An 18,718-nucleotide genomic window follows, 5' to 3' on the forward strand; every position below is an offset into this window, starting at 1 on the left:
GGCTATGCGGCCACCACCGGCTGGCTCCAGCGCGCTGCGATGAGCCGGTAGGGAATCAGCGCGAAGACCGCGATCAGCAGCTTCATCGACAGGTCGCCCAGCGCCCAGGACTGCCAGCGCGCGGCTTCCGTCTGTAGCACGCCGAATAGCGGCGCGTTCTCCAGCGCGAAGGGTTCGTTGGGCCCGATGAAGGCAAAGGCCGGGGCGAAGGCGATGGAGAAGAAGATGATGGTGTCGATGAACGAGCCGACCAGCGAGCCGAACACGGGCGCGCGCCACCAGCTCTGCCGGCGCAGCCAGTTGAACACGGTGATGTCGAGCAGTTGGCCGAACAGGAAGGCGGTGCCCGAAGCGGTGGCGATGCGCGCCAGCCGGTCGATCGGCGTGCCGATCTCGATCAGCCCGTAACGGAACAGCAGCGGCGGCACGATGATCGAGCAGATCACGGCGGTCATGAAGCCGATGAACACAACGCGGCGTGCCATATGCGGGCCGTAACGCCGGTTGGCGAGATCGGTCACGAGGAAAGCTGCGGGATAGCTGAAGGCGCCCCAGGTCAGGATGTCGGCAAGCTGCAGGGAGCCGACCTGTCCTTGCACGGGAAACTGCACAAGGATGTTCGATGCCACGACGACAACCGCCATGGCGACCACAAAGGGCAAATAACGCGTAGAAGAATTCATTTTTTTAACCTGGGTGATGGAACCAGTGGAGCGCGACTTCTGCCAAAGTGGCCGGTCGCGCTCGCTGCCAGGCGGTCGTCCCCCGCCGGAAAGAATCAGGCGGTCTGTTCGGCCAGCTTCTTGGCGACCTGCTTCTTCAGCAGGCGGGCGCGCTGCGACAGCTCGGCGACATCGGCCTTGGCCAGGAAGGCGTCGAGGCCACCGCGATGCTCGACCGAACGCAGGGCGTTGGCCGAAATGCGCAGGCGCACGTTCTGGTTCAGCGCTTCGGAGATCAGCGTCACGTTGACGAGATTCGGCAGGAAGCGACGCCGGGTCTTGTTGTTGGCGTGGCTGACATTGTTGCCGGTCATAACGGCCTTGCCGGTCAATTCACAAGCGCGAGACATTTTCACTACCTTCGTTCTAAACGGGCCAATGCGACTGCGGCGCACCAACAAAGTGCATGGCGCGCAGTCTGGTCAAGCGGCCGCATGGAAAAGTTGGCTGTCCATAGTGGGAATCAACCGACCCGTCAAGGCTCGGGCTTCATCACGAGACGGGTATTCGGGAAGTTACCCTCGGCAATCGCCGTGCAGAGGGCGTGCCATTCGCAGCCGACGCAAGCCTGGCGGATGCCGCCGGTACGGAAAGCCGCACGCATTTCGGTCAGTTTTCCGGCGTCGAGCACGATGTGCTCGCCGGGTGAAATCGGCTGACCAAGCAGCGATTCCACGGCTTTCGCAGCACTTTCGTCACGCTCGATCACGCTCTGGCCGAAGCAGTGTTCTTCTCTGTCGGCCAGCAGCGGTGTGCAGATGTCGTCCGGCCCGGCGACGAGAAGCATGTCTTCCCCAGTGCCGAGCCGTTCGACGATCTTGTCATAGTTGGCCGTAAACGCGCCGCTATAGCCCTTGCCGACATAGGTCAGCATGCAGAGCAGGTGATGGGCGCGAATACGGACGGTCATGGGCCGATGCCTAGCGCTTGCCGGCGCGGCGGGTCGCCTCGACGCTCGCCGTGGCCAGTGCCGACTTGACGATAGCGCCGAGGATGAAGGGCGTCACGCCATAGGTCATGGCATCGCCGGCACCGATCAGCGCGGCCAGCCAGGCGCCGCCCATAACCAGGATGAAGGCGTTGCCGAGAAGCATGGCGGCGAAGCTGCGCAGGAGCTTGCCGTTGCCGGTCCAGCCGCGCTCGGCGAGCCAACCGACCATGGCGGCCGCGATCGGGAAGGCGAACAGATAGCCCGCCGTCGGGCCGGCAAAATAAGCCAGGCCGCCGGCGCCACCTGCCAGCACCGGTAGGCCGACGACGGCCTCACCCAGCCAGGCAAGCACGGTGATCGCGCCGAGGCGCCAGCCATAGAGCGCGCCGATCAGCGTAACCGCAAAGGTCTGCATGGTCATCGGCACCGGAACCATCGGCACCTCGACCCAGGACGAGGCGGCCAGAAACAGCGTGCCCAGAGCCACGACGGCGGCGCGCAGAGCAAGCGGCCTGTCGGCCAGGCGAAGCGGCACGAATGCCCTGCCGGCGGTCGCGGCGGAGATTGGATTGTTCATGCAAGAGTCTCCAGATTTCATGGTCCCTGGATGGTGCCGGCTTTCGGCTACCGTACATCGCAAGGGGGGTGAGCTATCCCATAGTCTGATGGTGCAGCGCAATAAGGGTACTGTAAACCCCGCCGGCTCGCGCGCGCCAGGGGACTGGCAAGGCGCCTGTACTGGCCCATATATCTGCCGGATTCATGCGTTTGATGACTTTTGAAGGGACTTTTGCGCGTCCGACCGGATGCGCCAGGCATAGAGGGCGCCACCCATGGCGAGCATTTTTCCGACGGCTTCGACGGCAGCTGCCGTCCTTCTCACGTCGCTGTTTGCGGATACGGCTTCCGCCGCATCGTTCCGCAGCGAATACGTCGTCTCCTATCTTGGTCTCACCATCGCGCGTTCCAAGTTCGACAGCACGTTTAACGGCGACAGCTTCTCCGTCAGCGGCAGCATGTCGAGCGCGGGCATCGCGCAGATATTCGACGACACCAAGGGCACGGTTAAGGCCACCGGGCGTTTCGCCGGGAACGATCCGCGGCCGGAAGACTTCGTGACCAACTACACGTCCGGCAAAAAGAAGAAGAAAACCGAGATCGGCTTTTCGGGCGCCAGCGTCAGCAAGGTGGTCAACATTCCACCGCTCGACAAGCATGGGGACGACTGGGTCCCGGTGAGCGACGGCGATCTGCGGGCGGTGACCGACCCGCTTTCGGCAACGCTGATCCGCGCCGACAAGCCCGAGAATGTCTGCGGCCGCACGGTCAAGATGTTCGATGGCGAGATGCGGGCCAACCTGGTGCTGAGCTATGTGTCGACCGGGCCGATATCCATCCCGGGATATGAGGGCGATTCGATTGTCTGCAGCGCGCGCTTCGTGCCGGTGGCCGGCTACAAGAAGAACCACAAGTCGATCGAATATCTGAAAAACCGTGCCCAGATCGCCATCTCGTTTGCGCCTGTCGGCTCAACCGGGGTATATGCGCCTATCTACGCCACGGTAGGCACGCAGATCGGCACCATAACAATCCGGGCGAGGAAGTTCGAAGCGCTGAATTAGGGGCAGGCTAGAAGCCCCGATCGGGGGGAATATGGGTCGTGCCACGCTTATCGGCTTCTCGGCCGTCGCCATGTGGGCGCTTCTGGCGCTGCTGACCGACGCGTCGGGCCAGGTTCCGCCCTTCCTGCTCTCGGCCATCACCTTCACAATCGGCACATGCGTGGGCCTGGTTGCGCGGCTGTTCATGAAGCAGCCCGCAGTGCAGCCGAAAATCCCGGCGCAGGTCTGGGTCATCGGCATTGCCGGCCTGTTCGGCTACCACTTTTTCTACTTCACTGCGCTGCGCAACGCGCCGGCGGTGGAGGCAAGCCTGATCGCCTATCTATGGCCGCTGCTGATCGTGCTCGGCTCGGCGCTGATGCCGGGCGAGCGGCTGCGCTGGAATCACATCGCCGGCGCGCTTCTGGGGCTGGCCGGCACTTTCCTCATCGTCACCAAGGGTGGTGGGCTCGCCTTCGACAGCCGCTACACCTTTGGCTACGCCATGGCCGGCGTCTGCGCCTTCGTATGGTCGAGCTACTCGCTCCTGTCGCGCCGCTTCCCGGCGGTGCCGACGACCATCGTGACCTGGTTCTGCGCGGCCACCGCCATCCTGTCGCTCCTGTGCCATTTGATGCTGGAAGAAACCGTGCTGCCGGCCAATGCCGGCCAGTGGCTGGCGGTGCTCGGCCTTGGGCTGATGCCCGTGGGCGCCGCTTTCTATGCGTGGGACCATGGCGTCAAGCGCGGCAACATCCAGGTGCTGGGTGCGGCGAGCTATGCCGCGCCGCTGCTTTCCACACTGGTGCTGATCCTCGCGGGCTTCGCCGAGCCGACGCCCAGCATCATTGCCGCCTGCGTACTGATCACCGGCGGCGCGGTGCTGGCCGCCAAATCCATGCTGTTCGGCAAGAGCCGGCCGGCGGGAGCGGAAGCATGATGCCCTTCGCCGGCGGTCTCGAAGCGACGGCCAACGGCATGCTGCTGTTTTCGGTGGCCTCGGCCTGCGTGTATTTCTTCCTGCTCGACACGCCGGTGTCGCTCAGGCGCACGGTGGTGAAGACCATCCCCGTCGCGCTCCTGGCGGCGCTGGTGGTGATGGCTCGCGGGCCGTTGCTGCTGGCCGGGGCGCTGGCGCTCAGCGCGCTCGGCGATGCCGTCCTGTCGCGCGAACATGAGAAGGCGTTCCTCGGCGGGCTTGCCAGCTTCCTGTTGGCGCATCTGCTCTATGTCGCGCTGTTCGCACATTCGGGCGGCGGGCTGGGAGTGCTCCTGACGTCGCCCCGGCTCATCATCGGCATTATCATCGTAATCTTCGCGCTTCTGATGCTGGCGGCGCTGTGGCCGCGTGTTGAAGCTGCGCTCAGGCTGCCGATTGCCGTCTATGTCGCGGCTATCCTGGCCATGGGGCTGGCCGCACTCACGCTGCCCGACTGGCGGATCATCGTGGGCGCTTTGCTGTTCATCGCCTCCGACGCCTTGCTGGCGACGGAGAAATTTCTGCTTGTCGCGGGCTCGACGCAGCGGTTCTGGATGCGCCACGCGGTGTGGGCGCTCTACTACGCGGCACAGGCGCTGATCACGCTGGGTTTCTTGATGGCGGCCTAACGGCCTCAGTCCTTGGCGCTCGGCTCCCAGCCTTCCTCCGCCATTTCGAATTGCGAGAACTCGAATCCCGGCGCAACCGTGCAGCCCACCAGCGTCCAGTCGCCGAGGCTTTTCGCCGTCTGCCAATAGCCCGCCGGCACGATGTGCTGCGGCCGCTCGCCGGCAAAAAGGTCCGGCCCCAGCCGGTGGCGGGTCACGCCGCGCCCTTCCTCATGCATGGTGATCTCGATCGGCGCGCCGGCATAATAGTGCCAGATCTCGGCGGCGTCCTTGACCCGGTGCCAGGCCGACACGTCGCCCGCCTCGAGCAGGAAGTAGATCGCCGTCGAGTGGCCGCGCGGGTTGTGGGCGGTGGCGTCGCGAAAGGTCTGCACATACCAGCCGCCCTCGGGATGCCGCTGCATGCCGAGCTTTTGGATGATCGATGCCGCGTTCATCTCGCCCGTCATCAGAATATGTCCTTGCGCTTGCGGATTTCGGCGAACACCGCCTCGTCGGGTGCATTCTCCATGCGCAGGTTGCGGCGGATCGCCGGGTCGTGCCAGCGCAGGAAGGGGTTGGTGGCCATCTCCTCGCCGATCGTGCTGGGCAGCGTCGGCTTGCCGTCGGCACGAAGCCGGTCCACCTTGGCCGCACGCTCTTTTAGCGCTGAATTGGTCGGGTCGACGGTCAGCGCAAAGCGCGCATTGGCCTGGGTGTATTCGTGACCGCAATAGACCGCGGTTTCAGGCGGCAGGGCGGCAAGTTTCTTCAGCGATTCGAGCATGACCGCTGCCGGGCGCTCGAACAGGCGCCCGCACCCGAGCGAAAAGAGCGTATCGCCGGTAAAGGCCAGGTTCTGGGTGGGAATGTAGTAGGAGATATGCCCGGCGGTGTGGCCCGGCGTCTCGATCACGTAGACGAGGTGGTTGCCGAAGGGGATGGCCGCACCTTCCTCCACCGCCTCGTCTATGCCGGGTATCTTCGAGGCCTCCGCCTTGGGGCCTACGATCTTGAGGTCGAAACGCTTCTTCAGCGGCTGGTTGGCCTCGACGTGGTCGCCATGGTGATGGGTGTTGAGGATCATCGTCGGCGCCCAGCCGGTGCGCTGGACGGCCGCCAGGATCGGCGCCTCTTCCGGCGCGTCGATCAGTATGGTCTCGCCGCTTTCGGTATCGTGCAGGAGCACGCCGAAATTGTCGCTGCGGCACATGAACTGTTCGATCTCGATCGTCATCGGTGGTCTCCTTGTCGCGGGGGACGATAGGGCGGCAGGTGCCCTCTGTCATCCCCGGCCGGGCCGTATTGCCGGGCGAACTTCCTCCTCAATCAGGGAAAGTTTCCATCCGTTCGGCAAAGGTGTGGAAGCCGGCGCGCTGGTAGACCGATTTTGCCTTCGGATGGTCCCAGGTGTCGGTGTGAAGCCAAACGCGGCTCGGCCCATGCGACCAGATTTCGCGCAGTGCTCGATCCAGGAGCCATGGACCGAGTTTTTGTCCTTGAACCTCGGGGCTCAGCCCGAAATGGACGAGCTCCACTTCTCGTCGGCCGACGCCTTCGAATTCGCAAAGACCGACGGCCCGGCCATCGAGCCGCAGGACATAGACATGTGTGGCGCAATCGCCGAGGAAGTCGCGAAGCTGGTCGGAAGGCATTCGCAATCGGTGGTCCCAGTTCAGCGGCGCGCCGACAGCGCGATACAGTGCAAGATAGTCCTCAGGCGTCAGCGTCTCTCGCCCGATGCTGGCCGCGGCGGCGGGCACGGAAAGCGCCGCGCCTTCCGGCGGATGGGTCATTTCCATGTAAGTGACGAGAAGGTCGACCATGCTTGCTCGCGAACTGGAACTTTACCGTTCTCGTAAAACACGACGGCAGACTTGCTGCAACGGACGGCTTTGGGGAGCGCCTTGTTGTGCTGCGACCGCAACGCCGCTACCGTCGTAGGCATGAATTCGGACATCGTCGACCTGCATTCCTTCTACGGCACGCCGCTGGGCCACGCGGTCGAAGAGGCGATCGGCATGGCGCTTGCCGCGATCTGGCAGAAAATACCCAGCGAGCGGCTGGTGGGGCTGGGCTATGCGCTGCCCTGGCTCGACCGCTTCGGCGCCGACACCGAACGGGTCTTTGCCTTCATGCCGGCGACGCAAGGGGCGGTGGGCTGGCCGCCGGCACGGCCTTCGGCCACGGCGCTGGTGTTCGACGAGGAACTGCCGCTGCCCGACGCCTCGATCGACCGGATGCTGCTGGTCCATTCGCTGGAGCATGCCGAAAATCCGCGCGAGACGCTCAAGGAAATCTGGCGCGTGCTGTCGCCGGCGGGCCGCGTCGTCATCGTGGTGCCCAATCGACGCGGCGTCTGGGCGCGCTTCGAGCACACGCCTTTCGGCACCGGCCGACCGTTTTCCCGCAGCCAGCTCAACGAATTGCTGCGCGACGCCAATTTCACGCCGGCGGCGTGGTCGGAGGCGCTTTTGTTCCCGCCGTCGCACACGCGGACGGTGATGCGGCTGCACAACATATTGGAACGCAGCGGCCGGCGCTTCTGGCCGATCTTCTCAGGCGTCATCGTAGTAGAGGCGCAAAAACGCCTCTATCAGGGCCTGCCTGTGGCGCAGCGCGCTTCCCGCCGGGTCTTCGTGCCGGTGCTGTCGCCGCAGGGCGCGGGCCAGCACGCGCGGGAACGGCGAGGACCTCGCTAGGCGTCACGCCGGCTGTGCGGCGCGGCGGCGCAGCGTCTCGCTCGGTTCGATCAGCAGCGAGAGCGCGGCGGCGGCAATCGCGGTCATGCCGGCAATCTGGAAGGCGAGAACGTAGTCGCCCTGCATTTCGCGCAGCGCGCCGCCGAAGAAGGCGGCCGTGGCGGCGCCCACCTGATGGCCGGCCACGACCCAGCCGAACACCAGCGGTCCCGAGCGGTCGCCGAAGGCTTCGTTCGAGAGTCTGAGGGTCGGCGGCACGGTGGCGATCCAGTCGAGCCCGTAGAGCACGGCGAAGATGGTCAGGCTGACGCCCGAAAAGCCGGAATAGGGCAGATAGACCAGCGAAAGACCGCGTATGCCGTAATAGACGCCGAGCAGCTTTCGCGGATCGAAGCGGTCGGTCAGCCAGCCCGAAAGCGTCGTGCCGATGAGGTCGAAAATGCCCATCAGCGCCAGAAGGCTGGCGGCGCGCACCTCGGGAATGCCCATGTCGCCGCAGAAGGCGATGAGATGGGTGCCGACGAGCCCGTTGGTGGTGAAGCCGCAGATGAAGAAAGTGGCGAAGAGATACCAGAACACGCGGGTCTTGGCGGCCTGGGCGAGCGTGCCGAAGGTTATGGTCAGGAAGTTGCCGCTGGCTGCGAGCGAGGGCTGCTCGATCTCACCCGGCTCGGCGCCATAGCGCGTGATGCCGATGGAGGACGGTCGCTCGGGCACGAAAAGATAGACCAGCGGCACGAGTGCTGCGGTGGCGACCGAAACCGCGATGACGACCGGCTGCCAGCCGCCAGACTGTGCCAAAGCCGCGAGGAAGGGCAAAAACACCAGCATGCCGGTGGCGCTGGAGGCCGACATCAGGCCCATCATCAGGCCGCGATTGGTCTTGAACCAGCGGTTGACGATCGTTGCGCCGAGCACGCTGGCTACCGCGCCCGAGCCGATGCCGGAAAAGACGCCCCAGGTGAGCACCAGCTGCCAGGACTGGGTCATCAGCAGGCTGGAGGCGGTCGAAACGGACATGAGCGCCAGCGAAGCCAGCACCGTGCGGCGCAGGCCGACCCGCTCCATCAGCGCGGCGGCGAAGGGACCGGCCAGGCCATAAAGGAAGATGCCGACCGCGGCGGCCACCGAAATGGTATCGCGACGCCAGCCGAAGGCCTCCTCCAGCGGCAGCATCAGCACGCTGGGCGTCGAACGCAGCCCGGCAGCGATCAGTAGCGACAGAAATATGACCCCGACGACCACGAAAGCGTAGCGCTGGCCAAAGGGACGATTTTGAACTATGTTCATGTTACTGACCGGTACGTTGCGGATTGCCTATGTACGTACCGGTCAGTAACAAAGTCAAGAGAGCACATGCATGGCGACCAAGACGAGCACCACACAGCTGACAGAAACTGCCAAGCCGGGCGAGGCGGGGCAGCATCAGCCGCGCGCGGCCGAACGCATACTGGGCGTGGCGCGCAACCTGTTTTACCGTGAGGGCATTCGCGCCATCGGCGTCGACGAGATCGTGCGGCAGGCGGGTGTCACCAAGCCGAGCCTCTATCGCAGCTTTTCCTCGAAGGACGAACTCGCCGCCACCTATCTGCGTAACTACGAGGTGGAGTTCTGGGAGCGTTTCGACCAGGCGGTGTCGGCGCATCCCGGCGATCCGCGCAGCCAGATCCGCGCCTTCCTGACCCGGGTCGGTCACCGTGCGGTGCAGACCGATTACCGCGGCTGCGGCATGACCAATGCGGCGATCGAATATCCCGAGCATGGCCATCCGGCGCGCCAGGTGGGCGAGGAAAACAAGCGCGAGCTGCGCCGGCGCCTGCGCGCCATGGCCGCTGAAATGGGTGCGGAAGACGCCGACACGCTGGGCGACGGCCTGCTTCTTCTGCTCGAAGGCGCCTATGTTTCCGGCCAGCTGTTCGGCCCCGGCGGCCCCGCCGCTTCGGTGGCTGAAAATGCCGATAGACTGATTTCGGCAAGCCTGAAGGCGCGCTGACCCGCGCGCCCGGCGTCCGGCGGGATTACTCCGATCCTATGAGCCGTTTCGGCTCCCGTTCGGGCAGCATCTCGTCGGTCATCTGAGCCACGCTGACGGATGCCCCGTCGGTCTGCTCTACCTCACGCAGCCATTCGCGCCAGATCGCAACCAGCAGCGCCATCAGCACCGGGCCGATGAACAGGCCCAGGAAGCCCATGGTCTTCACGCCGCCGATCAGGCCGAAGAAGGTGGGCAGGAAGGGCAGCTTGATCGGTCCGCCGACCAGCTTGGGCCGCAGCGTCTTGTCGACGATGAAGAGTTCGATCGAGCCCCAGGCAAGCAGGGCAATGCCGGCGATGGGCGTGCCGCGTGCCACCAGATAGGCCGAGACCAGCGTGAAAGACAGCGGTGCGCCGCCGGGGATCAGCGCCATGACGCCGGTCAGCACGCCGAGCGTGACCGGGGAGGGAACGCCGGCGATCCAGTAGGCGATGCCCAGCACCACGCCTTCGCCGATGGCGATCAGCGTCATGCCGGTCACGGTGGAACTGATGGTCGCCGGCACCACGCCGGAAATCCGCTCCCAGCGCGTTGGCAGGATGCGCTCGCCGAGCCTGCCGACCTGCTTGGCGAAGCTTTCGCCGTCGCGATAGACGAAGAACAGCGCAATCAGCATGAACAGCAGCGTCAGCAGCAGGTTGAAGGCGCCGCCGCCGGCCGCCAATACGCCGCGATAGATGCTGCCGATATTGGCGCCGCTGACGATCTGGATGAGTTCGCCGATGGCGCCGGGGTGGCCGATATAGCGCGTCCACTGCTCATCCGCCCACTCGCCGATGATGGGCAGGGCGGTCATCCATTCGGGCGTCGGCGCGCCGTTGCGGTTGGTCTCGACCGCCCAGCTGAACCATTCGCGCACTTCGTTGACCGTATAGATGCCCGCCAGCACGATCGGCACCACCAGGAAGGCGACGATGAACAGGATCGCCAGCGTGGCGGCAACGGTGCGGTTGCCCGAAACCGCGTCGAGCAGCCGGCGGTAGAGCGGCCAGCTGGCAAAGGCGATGACGAGCGCGGCCAGCACCGGCACCAGGAAGCCGTTGAAGAAATAGATGCCGGCGGCAACGATGAGAACAAGCAGCCAGCGCGCCGCCGTGAGCGGAGGGATGAGCGGGATGCGGGCAGGCGTGGAGAGCCCGAGCAGGCGGGGTTCGCGTTTGGCGGTCCCGGATTCCATTTCGCTCAACAGAAGGTTCTCCTTGGCATAGGCGCGTGCACTCTTCACTACCCTTTTGCGCGAGATGCACCAAGGCCTTTCGCGCAGATATAGGTATTCGCCGGGTCGGGCAAAATGCATAGCCCGGCCACGGTGCGATTTAGCGACTATAGCTGCGGAAAGGCGCTGCTTTGTGACATTGTGTGCGACCTGCTGGCGCGGGCCCTCGCGCGCCAGTCATGTCGTGCGCCTAGCCCTTATGAGGCTTATGCCATGTCGGGCTGAGGGAGCTGTCCGACGTCTTCCAGGTCGTAGGGCGTGGTCTGGTAGACCTGGTTGATCCAGTTGCCGAAAAGCAGATGCGCGTGCGAGCGCCAGCGGTTGAGCGGGCGGCGGGCCGGATCGTCGTCCGGGTAATAACCATGCGGCACTTCGATCGACACGCCGGCGGCCACGTCGCGGTCGTATTCCTCCTTCAGCGAGGTGGAATCGTATTCGATGTGGTTGAACATGTAGAGCCGGTTGCCGGTTGCCTCGGCCACCAGGCAGGGGCCGGTGACGTCCGACTCCATCAGCAGGTCGAGGCCTGAGCCGGACGGGATGTCGGCGCTGCGCACCTCCGTCCAGCGTGAGACCGGAATGGCGAAGTCGTCCGAAAAGCCCGCGAGATAGGGCGAGGCGGGGGCGTTGTTTCGATGCCGGAAAACGCCGAAGGCCTTCTTGTCGAGCGTGTATTTCGGAACGCGGTGGAAGTGCCAGGCGGCGGCCATGGCTCCCCAGCAGATGAAGTTGGAGGAATGGACGTTGGTGGTCGTCCAATCGAGGATGCTTTTCAGCTCGTCCCAATAGGTGACGTCCTCGAAGGGCAAGAGCTCAACGGGCGCCCCGGTGACGATGAAACCGTCGAACTTGCGTTCCTTCACCTCCTCCCAGGTCTGGTAGAAGGAGATGAGGTGCTCTTCGGGCGTATTCTTGGCCTTGTGGTTGCCGATGCGCACCAGCGTCAGTTCGACCTGAAGCGGCGAGGCGCCGATCAGCCGCGCAAACTGCGTCTCGGTGCGGATCTTGTTCGGCATCAGGTTCAGGAGCCCGATCTGCAGCGGACGGATGTCCTGGCGCAGCGCCGTCCGTTCGTCCATGACGGATACGCCCTCGCGTACGAGCACCTCGCGGGCGGGGAGCTGATCGGGAATCTTGATCGGCATCACACAAGCTCCAAAACAAAAAAACCGGCGGCGAAAAATCGCGACCGGTCCGAACGAATTTATCGTCTTCGGTCCCTTTAGCGACTTATTTAACGTGGCTGCAAGCCGACCGGCCAAATCACCACGGAACGTAGAAGTCTTTTACGGCTGCGCTCGGGCGACGTCAACGGCAAAGCTTTTCCTCGACAATCCGCGCCCCGGCTTGTATTTCCGCTGCATCCATTCACACCTCAGAAAGCCGGATACTTTCAGCCATGACGAACGCCAATGACGTGAGCCGCCCGCAGCCCAAACCCGGCATCATGGACATTGCGGCCTATGTGCCCGGCAAGAGCAGCGCGCCGGCCGGCGTCGACAAGGTTCACAAGCTTTCGTCGAACGAAAATCCGCTCGGCGCTTCGCCGGCGGCTATCGAGGCGGTGCGCGATGCCGCCACGCGGATGGAGTTCTATCCGGATGGTTCGGCGACCAAGCTGCGCGAGGCGATCGGCGAGGTTTACGGCCTGAACCCGGCCAATATCATCTGCTCGAACGGCTCGGACGAGATCATCGGCCTTCTGGCGCAGACCTATCTGCGGCCGGGCGACGAAGGCGTCTTCACAGAGCACGGTTTCCTGGTCTACCGCATCTACATCCAGGCTGCCGGCGCGGTGCCAGTGGTGGCCAAGGAAAGCAACGAGACGGCCGATGTCGACGCCATTCTCGCGGCAGTGACTGACAAGACCAAGATCGTCTTCTTGGCCAATCCGAACAATCCGACCGGCACCTACATCCCTTACGAGGAAGTGCGCCGTCTGCATGCCGCGCTGCCCAAGCACGTGCTTCTGGTGCTCGATGCGGCCTATGCCGAATATGTGCGCCGCAACGACTATGAGTCCGGCATCGAGCTCGTCTCGACGTCGCAGAACGTGGTCATGACCCGCACCTTCTCCAAGATCCACGGTCTTGGCGGCGCGCGCATCGGCTGGGCCTATGCGCCGACGCATATCGTCGACGCGCTCAACCGCGTGCGCGGACCGTTCAACGTCAATGCCATGGCCATCGAGGCCGGCGTGGCCGCCATGCGCGACCGCGCCCATGTCGAGCACACCGTGGAACATAACGACAAGTGGCTGCCCTGGCTTGCGGCACATCTGACGCAACTTGGCCTGAGGGTTACCCCCAGCGTCGGCAATTTCATCCTCATTCACTTCCCGGACGAGGGGAAGCACTCGGCGGCATCGGCCGACGACTATCTGAGCGCTCGCGGTTATATTCTGCGGCGCGTTGCAGGCTACGGTTTTCCCAACGCGCTGCGGATGACAGTCGGAACCGAAGAAGCCAATCGCGGCGTAGTCGCCGCACTCACCGAGTTTTTGAAAAGTTAGAAAATGTCCGCTCCATTGTTCGAGAAGATCGCCCTCGTCGGCATCGGCCTGATCGGGTCGTCGCTGGCGCGCGTCATCCGTCGTGAAGGCCTCACAAGCCATATCGCCATCGCCACCCGCAGCCCCGAAACGCTGAAGCGTGCCGAGGAACTGGGTCTCGGCGATTCCTACTCCACCGGCGCCGCCGAGGCGGTGAAGGACGCCGACCTCGTCATCGTCTCGGTGCCGGTCGGCTCGTCCGGCGCGGTTGCCGAGGAGATCGCGCCGGCGCTGAAGCCGGGCGCCATCCTCACCGATGTCGGCTCCACAAAGGGCTCCGTCATCGCCCAGATGAAGCCGCATCTCCCCGAAGGTGTGCACTTCATTCCCGGCCACCCGCTGGCAGGCACGGAAAAGTCCGGCCCCGACGCCGGCTTTGCCGAGCTGTTCGAAAACCGCTGGTGCATCCTGACGCCGCTGCCAGGCACTGACCCGGAGGCGCAGGAGAAGCTGTCGGAATTCTGGCGCCGCTGCGGCTCCAACATCGACACGATGGACCCCGAGCACCACGACATGGTGCTGGCCATCGTCTCGCACCTGCCGCACATCATCGCCTACAACATCGTCGGCACCGCCGACGATCTGGCGACGGTGACCAAGTCCGAGGTGATCAAGTATTCGGCCTCGGGTTTCCGCGACTTCACCCGCATCGCCGCATCCGATCCGACGATGTGGCGCGACGTGTGCCTGCACAACAAGGACGCGATCCTGGAGATGCTGGCGCGGTTCTCGGAAGACCTGGCTTCGCTGCAGCGCGCCATACGCTGGGGAGACGGCGAAAAGCTGTTCGATCTCTTCACGCGCACCCGCGCCATCCGCCGCTCGATCATCGAGGCGGGCCAGGAGATCGACGCACCGGACTTCGGCCGCCAGGTCGTGGCGCATCCGGAGAAGCTGGCGAAGGGCTGACGCTTCTGGCGTTATCGTTAGTCACGACGCGGGGTTGGCCCCGCGTCGTCGTTTCCCGTCGCGCTATTGCAGCGGCGGAACCTGGCCGAGCTTGATGAAGGCAAGCGAGATCTTGCCCTTGACGATCTTGAGCGGCAGCGAAGGCGACGGCCCGAGTATCGACAGGCCCATGAAGCCTTGCTGGATTTCCCGGCTCTTTTCGGGCAGCACGCCGCCCAGCACCGTCGCCAGTCCCTGCGGGTCGCGGACCGTCACGCGAAGATCGGCATCGAGCAGCCCGTCCTGATCGACGGAGAACGGCCCGGTCACCGAAATCCCGGTCTTCTCGCTGGTGGACAGGTCCAGGTTGCGAATGGTGCCGGACTGGCCGCGCAGGCTCTGTATCCGGTTGCCGACCAGCTCCACGCCATTGTTGATGGTGAAGTCGGTGTCGCCGGACAACAGCGGCAGGGTTCGCCCCTGCACCAGCGAGGAGTCGAGCAACAGGTTGGAGAATGTGCCGGCGAGGTCGATATTGGCGCCGTCAGGGCGCATGTGCCCCTCGAAGGTGTCGACGGTCGCCAGCGACTTGCCCGAGACGGTCGATGCCTTCAGCTGGTGGCCTTCCACCGAAACCCGCTCCGGCAACGGCCGGGCCAGCCGCACGCTGGCGCGCAGATTATCCCAGTCCAGCGCGAACGGCTCGGTTCGCGGCGTGTCTATGCGAGCCGGGCCGTCCAGTTCGGCGATCAGATGGGCGGGATCGTAGACCTGGCCGACCGACCGGAAACTGCCAGCCGAGACGCTGAAGCCCTGCTTGGCGTCATCGAAGGCAACGCGGTCGCAGAACAGGCCGAGGCGGAACGGAAAGCCGCGCGCCACCGGATTGGTGCATTCGGCCACGACGCCGTCACGGTTCAGCTCCGCAAGGCTGGTCTTGGCCTTGGCCTCGAGCTTGTCGGCCAGGTAGAACCAGCCCAGCGTGTAGCCGCCGCACAGGATGACGACAACGAACGCCAGCCACATGACACGGCGACCGTAATTTGGCTTGCTGCCCACTTCTACCGACATCGTTGCGTCGATCCTTTGGTCTGGGGCGGTCTTTTCCGTTCCGGAGGACGGCGGAGCAAAAAACCGGTTTCCCCTTTTGGCGATGATACTTTACCCATGGCCCGAAGCAGCACTGCGCGCTGCATACGGAGTTGTCTTGGCGATATGGGCGATTTTTGGGTTTTTGGCTATGGCTCGCTGATCTGGCGCCCAGGTTTTGCGCATGTTGAAACCAGGCGTGCGCATTTGCATGGCTATCGGCGTTCGCTTTGCGTGCGCTCCTATGTGCATCGCGGCACGCGCGAGCGCCCCGGCCTCGTACTGGGGCTCGATCGCGGCGGCTCCTGCGTCGGTCTGGCGTTCCGCGTGCCGGGCGACCTGCGCGAGGAGGTGGTCGGCTATCTGCGCGAGCGCGAACTGGTCACCAACGTCTATCTCGAGCGGACCCATATGGTGCGGCTCGATGCGGGTGGCAAGGTCGAGGCGCTTTGTTATGTGGTCGACCGCAAGCACGAGCAATATGCCGGCGGCCTCCACGAAGCCGAGGCGGCCCGCATCGTCGCCAGCGCGGTGGGGCAGTCCGGGCGCAACGAGGAATATGTCATGAACACGCTCCGGCACCTCGAAGCGCTTGGCATCCGCGACCATTGGCTGGAGCGGGTGGCGGGGCAGCTCGACGCGAGCTGAGCAAACGTTCGCGATCTTTTGACGGGAAATCCACTGGTTCGGGTTTGAACGGTCGCGGGACGCGGCCTAGCTTGTCCATGAGGCCGTTTGCACGGCCCGAAAATCATGGAGAGCTGATCTTGCAGAAACGACGTCTTGGACGCACCGACCTCGAAATCGCGCCGCTGGTGCTCGGCGGCAATGTCTTCGGCTGGACCGCAGACGAAAAGACCTCATTCGACCTGCTCGATCATGCCTTTGCCGCTGGGCTCAACACGATCGATACGGCCGACGTCTATTCGCGCTGGGCGCCGGGCAATAGCGGCGGCGAATCCGAAACGATCATCGGCAGATGGATGAAGAGCCGCGGCAACCGCGACAAGGTGGTCGTCATCACCAAGGTCGGCTCCGACATGGGGCAGGGCAAGCGCGACCTCTCCGCCGGCTACATCGCCCGCGCAGTCGAAGCATCGCTGAAGCGGCTGCAGACGGACGTGATCGACCTCTATTTCTCGCACTGGGCCGATGATGCGACGCCCTATGAGGAGACGCTTGGCGCCTATCAAAAGCTGATCGCGGAAGGAAAGGTCCGCAACATCGGCGCCTCCAACCTCGATGCCGATCGGCTGGGTGCGGCCTTGAAGGTGGCGAAGGACAAGAACCTGCCGCGCTATGACGTGCTGCAGCCGGAATACAATCTCTACGACCGGTCGGGCTTCGACGGTCCGCTGCGCGACCTCTGCATGGCAGAAGACATCGGCGTCATCACCTATTTCAGCCTGGCAAGCGGCTTCCTGTCCGGCAAGTACCGCAGCGAGGCGGACCTTTCCAAAAGCGCGCGCGGCGAAGACGCGAAAAAATACCTCGATGCGCGCGGCACGCGCATCCTGGCAGCCCTAGATGCGGTCTCGGCGCGACACTCCGCCAAGCCGGCGGAAGTAGCTCTCGCTTGGGTAATGGCGCGAAAGGGCGTCACCGCGCCGATTGCCAGCGCCACCTCGCTGCCGCAGACCGACAGCCTGATCCGCTCGGCCGAACTGAAGCTCGACGCCGCAGACATTGCCGAACTGGACGCGGCGAGCGCTTAACTACCGGTCGAATTGAAAAAGCCCGCCCCGATCGGTTCGGGGCGGGCTTTTCTTCAGGCGGTTACGCCCAGTTCCTTCAAGCGCTCCACCGCGGTTGGCGGCAGCGGCGGGCGGTCGGTGCTGGTCGCCTCGATCAGCAGCTGGTCGCAGGCGGCTTCGGTTTCGGCGATCAGGCGCTGCATGAACTCTTCCTTGCCCAATCCCGGCGGGATCGGCGGCAGGAAGCGGGCGTGGATGGTGCCCGGATAGCGCAGGAACTTGCGGCGCGGCCAGTAGAGCCCGGCGACATGCGCCACCGGCACCACCGGCAAGTTGAGCTGCGAATAGAGCTCCACGATACCCCATTTGTAGGCCGGCTCGGCCCCTGGCGGGCGGCGCGTGCCTTCGGGGTAGATGATCAGCTGGCGGCTGTTGCGGTCAAGCTCGGCCTTGGTTGCGGCCACCGCAGCCTTCAGCGCCTTGGAGCGGCTGCCGCGATCCACGGGGATCATCCGCATCTTGGCGATGTACCAGCCGAAGAAGGGTATCCAGGTCAGCTCGCGCTTGAGGATGTACAGCGCATCCGGGATGTAGGGCAGGAAGGCGATCGTGTCCCAGAACGACTGGTGCTTGGGCGCGATGATGTAGGAGCCCTCCGGCAGGTTCTCCTGCCCGGTGACCACGCTTTTGGTGCCGGCGATCTTTTCCTGCAGCCACAGGCTGGAGCGCGCCCAGAACTTCGGTACCAGCCAGGCGCGCTCGCGCGACACCAGGAAGTAATAGGGCGTCCAGAAGATCATCTGGAGGATGAGATTGGCGTAGAAGACGACATTGAACGCCAAGGAGCGGAGTTGGACCATGGTCAAGCCTGAAGAAGATGTCAGGGCTGGTTACACCAAGAGCGGCGAAAGGAAAACCGGGGCAGGGGGGAATAGAGCCGATCTCTCAATTGTTCTTGGAGATCGTCGTGGTGGTGGCGTCGACCAGCGCCACGCCGTCGGGCGTCGAGCGCAGCGGCACAACGGCGCGGGCAAGCGCACCGAGATACTTGGTATATTCGGTGAACAACACCCGCAGTGCGGCCCGGTTCGTCATCCAGCTGCCGCCGTCGAGTCGGCTGTTGACGACCGGATAGGGCGTCATTTCGACCTTTTCGATGAAGCGCCGCATCTCCAGCAGGCTGCGCGGCATGTGATAGTTGTTGGTGACGAGGATGATGCTGGAATAGTCGTGGCTTTCGACCCACTTAGCGCTCTCCTCGGCATTGCCGATGGTGTCGAGCGCGGCGTGGTCGATGTCGACGCAGCAGTTGAAAAGCGCGTTGTCGCTGCCCGTCGCCCGTTGCAGCGAGCGGCGGCTGGCGGCCGGGTTCACGCCGCTGATCAGCAGGCGCTTGCCCTTGCCGGATTTGAGCAGGTTGACTGCGGCGTCGATGCGCGCCTGGCCGCCGGTCAGCACGATGATGGCATCGGCAGCGGGGGGATTCTCCGGCGTGGTCAGCCGGCTGATATAATCTGCGAACATGCCGAAGCCGACGGCAAAGGCCACGCCCACGCCGACCAGCCCGTAGGCGGACACGCGCAAGTACGCGACAAGTCGCGTCGAACGTGACCTAGCCGTTGGCATCTCGTCCCTCATGCCGCCGCCGGCGTCCTCCAAATCAATGCGCGTCATTATATCACGGAATTTTCCGAATGGCGGC

The 18,718-nt window shown here is 64.3% G+C and carries 22 protein-coding genes and 1 riboswitch; of the genes, 9 read left to right on the forward strand and 13 right to left on the reverse strand.

Features of this window, described 5'->3' with window-relative positions:
• Positions 1-2: 2 nt before the first annotated feature.
• The 4 genes from C7I85_RS17575 to C7I85_RS17590 all read right to left on the reverse strand — a co-directional run bounded on the left by C7I85_RS17575 (position 3) and on the right by C7I85_RS17590 (position 2,230).
• Positions 3-683: a queuosine precursor transporter gene (locus tag C7I85_RS17575; protein WP_106725300.1), complete on the reverse strand. Its 681-nt coding sequence runs from the start codon at positions 681-683 to the stop codon at positions 3-5.
• A gap of 95 nt (positions 684-778) precedes the next feature.
• The gene (gene rpmB, locus C7I85_RS17580; RefSeq protein ID WP_106725301.1) at positions 779-1,072 is read right to left on the reverse strand and encodes a 50S ribosomal protein L28; all 294 of its coding nucleotides are present in this window, start codon (positions 1,070-1,072) and stop codon (positions 779-781) included.
• Between the two features lie 125 nt (positions 1,073-1,197).
• Positions 1,198-1,632 carry a DUF1284 domain-containing protein gene (locus tag C7I85_RS17585; protein ID WP_106725302.1) on the reverse strand — a complete coding sequence of 145 codons (435 nt, stop codon included), beginning with the start codon at positions 1,630-1,632 and terminating at the stop codon, positions 1,198-1,200.
• A 10-nt stretch (positions 1,633-1,642) separates the two neighbouring features.
• Positions 1,643-2,230 (reverse strand): biotin transporter BioY, encoded by a 588-nt coding sequence (locus C7I85_RS17590; protein WP_106725303.1) that lies wholly within the window; start codon positions 2,228-2,230, stop codon positions 1,643-1,645.
• A 256-nt stretch (positions 2,231-2,486) separates the two neighbouring features.
• Here C7I85_RS17590 and C7I85_RS17595 point away from each other — a divergent pair, with 256 nt between their 5' ends.
• The 3 genes from C7I85_RS17595 to C7I85_RS17605 are packed head-to-tail and all read left to right on the forward strand — an operon-like array spanning position 2,487 to position 4,862.
• Positions 2,487-3,275: a DUF3108 domain-containing protein gene (locus tag C7I85_RS17595; protein WP_106725304.1), complete on the forward strand. Its 789-nt coding sequence runs from the start codon at positions 2,487-2,489 to the stop codon at positions 3,273-3,275.
• Between the two features lie 31 nt (positions 3,276-3,306).
• Positions 3,307-4,194 (forward strand): aromatic amino acid exporter YddG, encoded by an 888-nt coding sequence (gene yddG, locus C7I85_RS17600; RefSeq protein ID WP_106725305.1) that lies wholly within the window; start codon positions 3,307-3,309, stop codon positions 4,192-4,194.
• On the forward strand, positions 4,191-4,862 hold the full coding sequence (locus tag C7I85_RS17605; protein ID WP_106725306.1) for a lysoplasmalogenase: 672 nt from the start codon (positions 4,191-4,193) through the stop codon (positions 4,860-4,862). The genes yddG and C7I85_RS17605 overlap by 4 nt, the downstream gene beginning before the upstream one ends.
• Before the next feature lie 5 nt (positions 4,863-4,867).
• On the opposite strand, the gene C7I85_RS17610 is transcribed toward C7I85_RS17605, so the two are convergent.
• The 3 genes from C7I85_RS17610 to C7I85_RS17620 form a co-directional block, all read right to left on the reverse strand.
• Positions 4,868-5,314, reverse strand: a complete 447-nt coding sequence (locus C7I85_RS17610; protein ID WP_181257215.1) for a cupin domain-containing protein — start codon at positions 5,312-5,314, stop codon at positions 4,868-4,870.
• Positions 5,311-6,078 (reverse strand): hydroxyacylglutathione hydrolase, encoded by a 768-nt coding sequence (gene gloB, locus C7I85_RS17615; RefSeq protein ID WP_106725308.1) that lies wholly within the window; start codon positions 6,076-6,078, stop codon positions 5,311-5,313. The genes C7I85_RS17610 and gloB overlap by 4 nt, the downstream gene beginning before the upstream one ends.
• Before the next feature lie 88 nt (positions 6,079-6,166).
• Positions 6,167-6,667, reverse strand: coding sequence for a GNAT family N-acetyltransferase (locus C7I85_RS17620; RefSeq protein WP_106725309.1), 501 nt, complete (start codon positions 6,665-6,667; stop codon positions 6,167-6,169).
• Positions 6,668-6,787: 120 nt separating this feature from the next.
• On the opposite strand from C7I85_RS17620, the gene C7I85_RS17625 reads away from it, so the two are divergent.
• Positions 6,788-7,543 (forward strand): class I SAM-dependent methyltransferase, encoded by a 756-nt coding sequence (locus C7I85_RS17625; RefSeq protein WP_106725310.1) that lies wholly within the window; start codon positions 6,788-6,790, stop codon positions 7,541-7,543.
• Between the two features lie 3 nt (positions 7,544-7,546).
• Here C7I85_RS17625 and C7I85_RS17630 read toward each other — a convergent pair whose 3' ends face one another.
• On the reverse strand, positions 7,547-8,833 hold the full coding sequence (locus C7I85_RS17630; RefSeq protein ID WP_106725311.1) for an MFS transporter: 1,287 nt from the start codon (positions 8,831-8,833) through the stop codon (positions 7,547-7,549).
• Positions 8,834-8,993: 160 nt separating this feature from the next.
• On the opposite strand from C7I85_RS17630, the gene C7I85_RS17635 reads away from it, so the two are divergent.
• Complete coding sequence (locus tag C7I85_RS17635) at positions 8,994-9,536, forward strand: TetR/AcrR family transcriptional regulator (RefSeq protein ID WP_245444984.1); 543 nt, start codon at positions 8,994-8,996, stop codon at positions 9,534-9,536.
• Positions 9,537-9,561: 25 nt separating this feature from the next.
• Here the strand turns inward: C7I85_RS17635 and C7I85_RS17640 are convergent, their stop codons facing one another.
• On the reverse strand, positions 9,562-10,755 hold the full coding sequence (locus tag C7I85_RS17640; protein ID WP_106725365.1) for an AI-2E family transporter: 1,194 nt from the start codon (positions 10,753-10,755) through the stop codon (positions 9,562-9,564).
• A 245-nt stretch (positions 10,756-11,000) separates the two neighbouring features.
• Positions 11,001-11,939 (reverse strand): homoserine O-acetyltransferase MetA, encoded by a 939-nt coding sequence (metA, locus tag C7I85_RS17645; protein ID WP_106725312.1) that lies wholly within the window; start codon positions 11,937-11,939, stop codon positions 11,001-11,003.
• A gap of 56 nt (positions 11,940-11,995) precedes the next feature.
• Positions 11,996-12,074, reverse strand: a riboswitch (SAM riboswitch).
• Positions 12,075-12,193: 119 nt separating this feature from the next.
• Here metA and hisC point away from each other — a divergent pair.
• Positions 12,194-13,306 carry a histidinol-phosphate transaminase gene (hisC, locus tag C7I85_RS17650; RefSeq protein WP_106725313.1) on the forward strand — a complete coding sequence of 371 codons (1,113 nt, stop codon included), beginning with the start codon at positions 12,194-12,196 and terminating at the stop codon, positions 13,304-13,306.
• A gap of 3 nt (positions 13,307-13,309) precedes the next feature.
• Positions 13,310-14,254 carry a prephenate/arogenate dehydrogenase family protein gene (locus C7I85_RS17655; protein WP_181257209.1) on the forward strand — a complete coding sequence of 315 codons (945 nt, stop codon included), beginning with the start codon at positions 13,310-13,312 and terminating at the stop codon, positions 14,252-14,254.
• Between the two features lie 63 nt (positions 14,255-14,317).
• On the opposite strand, the gene C7I85_RS17660 is transcribed toward C7I85_RS17655, so the two are convergent.
• On the reverse strand, positions 14,318-15,304 hold the full coding sequence (locus tag C7I85_RS17660) for a DUF2125 domain-containing protein (protein ID WP_106725315.1): 987 nt from the start codon (positions 15,302-15,304) through the stop codon (positions 14,318-14,320).
• A gap of 144 nt (positions 15,305-15,448) precedes the next feature.
• Here C7I85_RS17660 and C7I85_RS17665 point away from each other — a divergent pair, with 144 nt between their 5' ends.
• Both C7I85_RS17665 and C7I85_RS17670 read left to right on the forward strand, forming a co-directional pair.
• Positions 15,449-15,970 carry a gamma-glutamylcyclotransferase gene (locus C7I85_RS17665; protein ID WP_106725316.1) on the forward strand — a complete coding sequence of 174 codons (522 nt, stop codon included), beginning with the start codon at positions 15,449-15,451 and terminating at the stop codon, positions 15,968-15,970.
• Positions 15,971-16,089: 119 nt separating this feature from the next.
• A complete protein-coding gene (locus tag C7I85_RS17670; RefSeq protein ID WP_106725366.1) occupies positions 16,090-17,037 on the forward strand; it encodes an aldo/keto reductase in 948 nt (315 codons plus the stop codon).
• A 53-nt stretch (positions 17,038-17,090) separates the two neighbouring features.
• On the opposite strand, the gene C7I85_RS17675 is transcribed toward C7I85_RS17670, so the two are convergent.
• Together C7I85_RS17675 and C7I85_RS17680 are read right to left on the reverse strand one after the other, a co-directional pair.
• Positions 17,091-17,876 carry a lysophospholipid acyltransferase family protein gene (locus tag C7I85_RS17675; protein WP_106725317.1) on the reverse strand — a complete coding sequence of 262 codons (786 nt, stop codon included), beginning with the start codon at positions 17,874-17,876 and terminating at the stop codon, positions 17,091-17,093.
• Between the two features lie 85 nt (positions 17,877-17,961).
• On the reverse strand, positions 17,962-18,642 hold the full coding sequence (locus tag C7I85_RS17680) for a YdcF family protein (RefSeq protein WP_245444985.1): 681 nt from the start codon (positions 18,640-18,642) through the stop codon (positions 17,962-17,964).
• Positions 18,643-18,718: the final 76 nt, after the last annotated feature.

Origin of the sequence: Pseudaminobacter soli (ex Li et al. 2025) (genome assembly GCF_003012705.1) — a bacterium.
Taxonomy (GTDB): Bacteria; Pseudomonadota; Alphaproteobacteria; order Rhizobiales; family Rhizobiaceae; genus Pseudaminobacter; species Pseudaminobacter soli.

Coding starts and splice junctions, on each gene's coding strand:
- C7I85_RS17665 (WP_106725316.1), top strand. CDS start 15,449: ATGGGCGATTTTTGGGTTTTTGGCTATGGCTCGCTGATCTGGCGCCCA.
- metA (WP_106725312.1), bottom strand. CDS start 11,939: ATGCCGATCAAGATTCCCGATCAGCTCCCCGCCCGCGAGGTGCTCGTA.
- C7I85_RS17595 (WP_106725304.1), top strand. CDS start 2,487: ATGGCGAGCATTTTTCCGACGGCTTCGACGGCAGCTGCCGTCCTTCTC.
- gloB (WP_106725308.1), bottom strand. CDS start 6,078: ATGACGATCGAGATCGAACAGTTCATGTGCCGCAGCGACAATTTCGGC.
- C7I85_RS17675 (WP_106725317.1), bottom strand. CDS start 17,876: ATGGTCCAACTCCGCTCCTTGGCGTTCAATGTCGTCTTCTACGCCAAT.
- C7I85_RS17590 (WP_106725303.1), bottom strand. CDS start 2,230: ATGAACAATCCAATCTCCGCCGCGACCGCCGGCAGGGCATTCGTGCCG.
- yddG (WP_106725305.1), top strand. CDS start 3,307: ATGGGTCGTGCCACGCTTATCGGCTTCTCGGCCGTCGCCATGTGGGCG.
- C7I85_RS17655 (WP_181257209.1), top strand. CDS start 13,310: ATGTCCGCTCCATTGTTCGAGAAGATCGCCCTCGTCGGCATCGGCCTG.
- C7I85_RS17625 (WP_106725310.1), top strand. CDS start 6,788: ATGAATTCGGACATCGTCGACCTGCATTCCTTCTACGGCACGCCGCTG.
- C7I85_RS17640 (WP_106725365.1), bottom strand. CDS start 10,755: ATGGAATCCGGGACCGCCAAACGCGAACCCCGCCTGCTCGGGCTCTCC.
- C7I85_RS17620 (WP_106725309.1), bottom strand. CDS start 6,667: ATGGTCGACCTTCTCGTCACTTACATGGAAATGACCCATCCGCCGGAA.
- C7I85_RS17575 (WP_106725300.1), bottom strand. CDS start 683: ATGAATTCTTCTACGCGTTATTTGCCCTTTGTGGTCGCCATGGCGGTT.
- C7I85_RS17680 (WP_245444985.1), bottom strand. CDS start 18,642: ATGCCAACGGCTAGGTCACGTTCGACGCGACTTGTCGCGTACTTGCGC.
- C7I85_RS17660 (WP_106725315.1), bottom strand. CDS start 15,304: ATGTCGGTAGAAGTGGGCAGCAAGCCAAATTACGGTCGCCGTGTCATG.
- C7I85_RS17630 (WP_106725311.1), bottom strand. CDS start 8,833: ATGAACATAGTTCAAAATCGTCCCTTTGGCCAGCGCTACGCTTTCGTG.
- C7I85_RS17605 (WP_106725306.1), top strand. CDS start 4,191: ATGATGCCCTTCGCCGGCGGTCTCGAAGCGACGGCCAACGGCATGCTG.
- hisC (WP_106725313.1), top strand. CDS start 12,194: ATGACGAACGCCAATGACGTGAGCCGCCCGCAGCCCAAACCCGGCATC.
- rpmB (WP_106725301.1), bottom strand. CDS start 1,072: ATGTCTCGCGCTTGTGAATTGACCGGCAAGGCCGTTATGACCGGCAAC.
- C7I85_RS17585 (WP_106725302.1), bottom strand. CDS start 1,632: ATGACCGTCCGTATTCGCGCCCATCACCTGCTCTGCATGCTGACCTAT.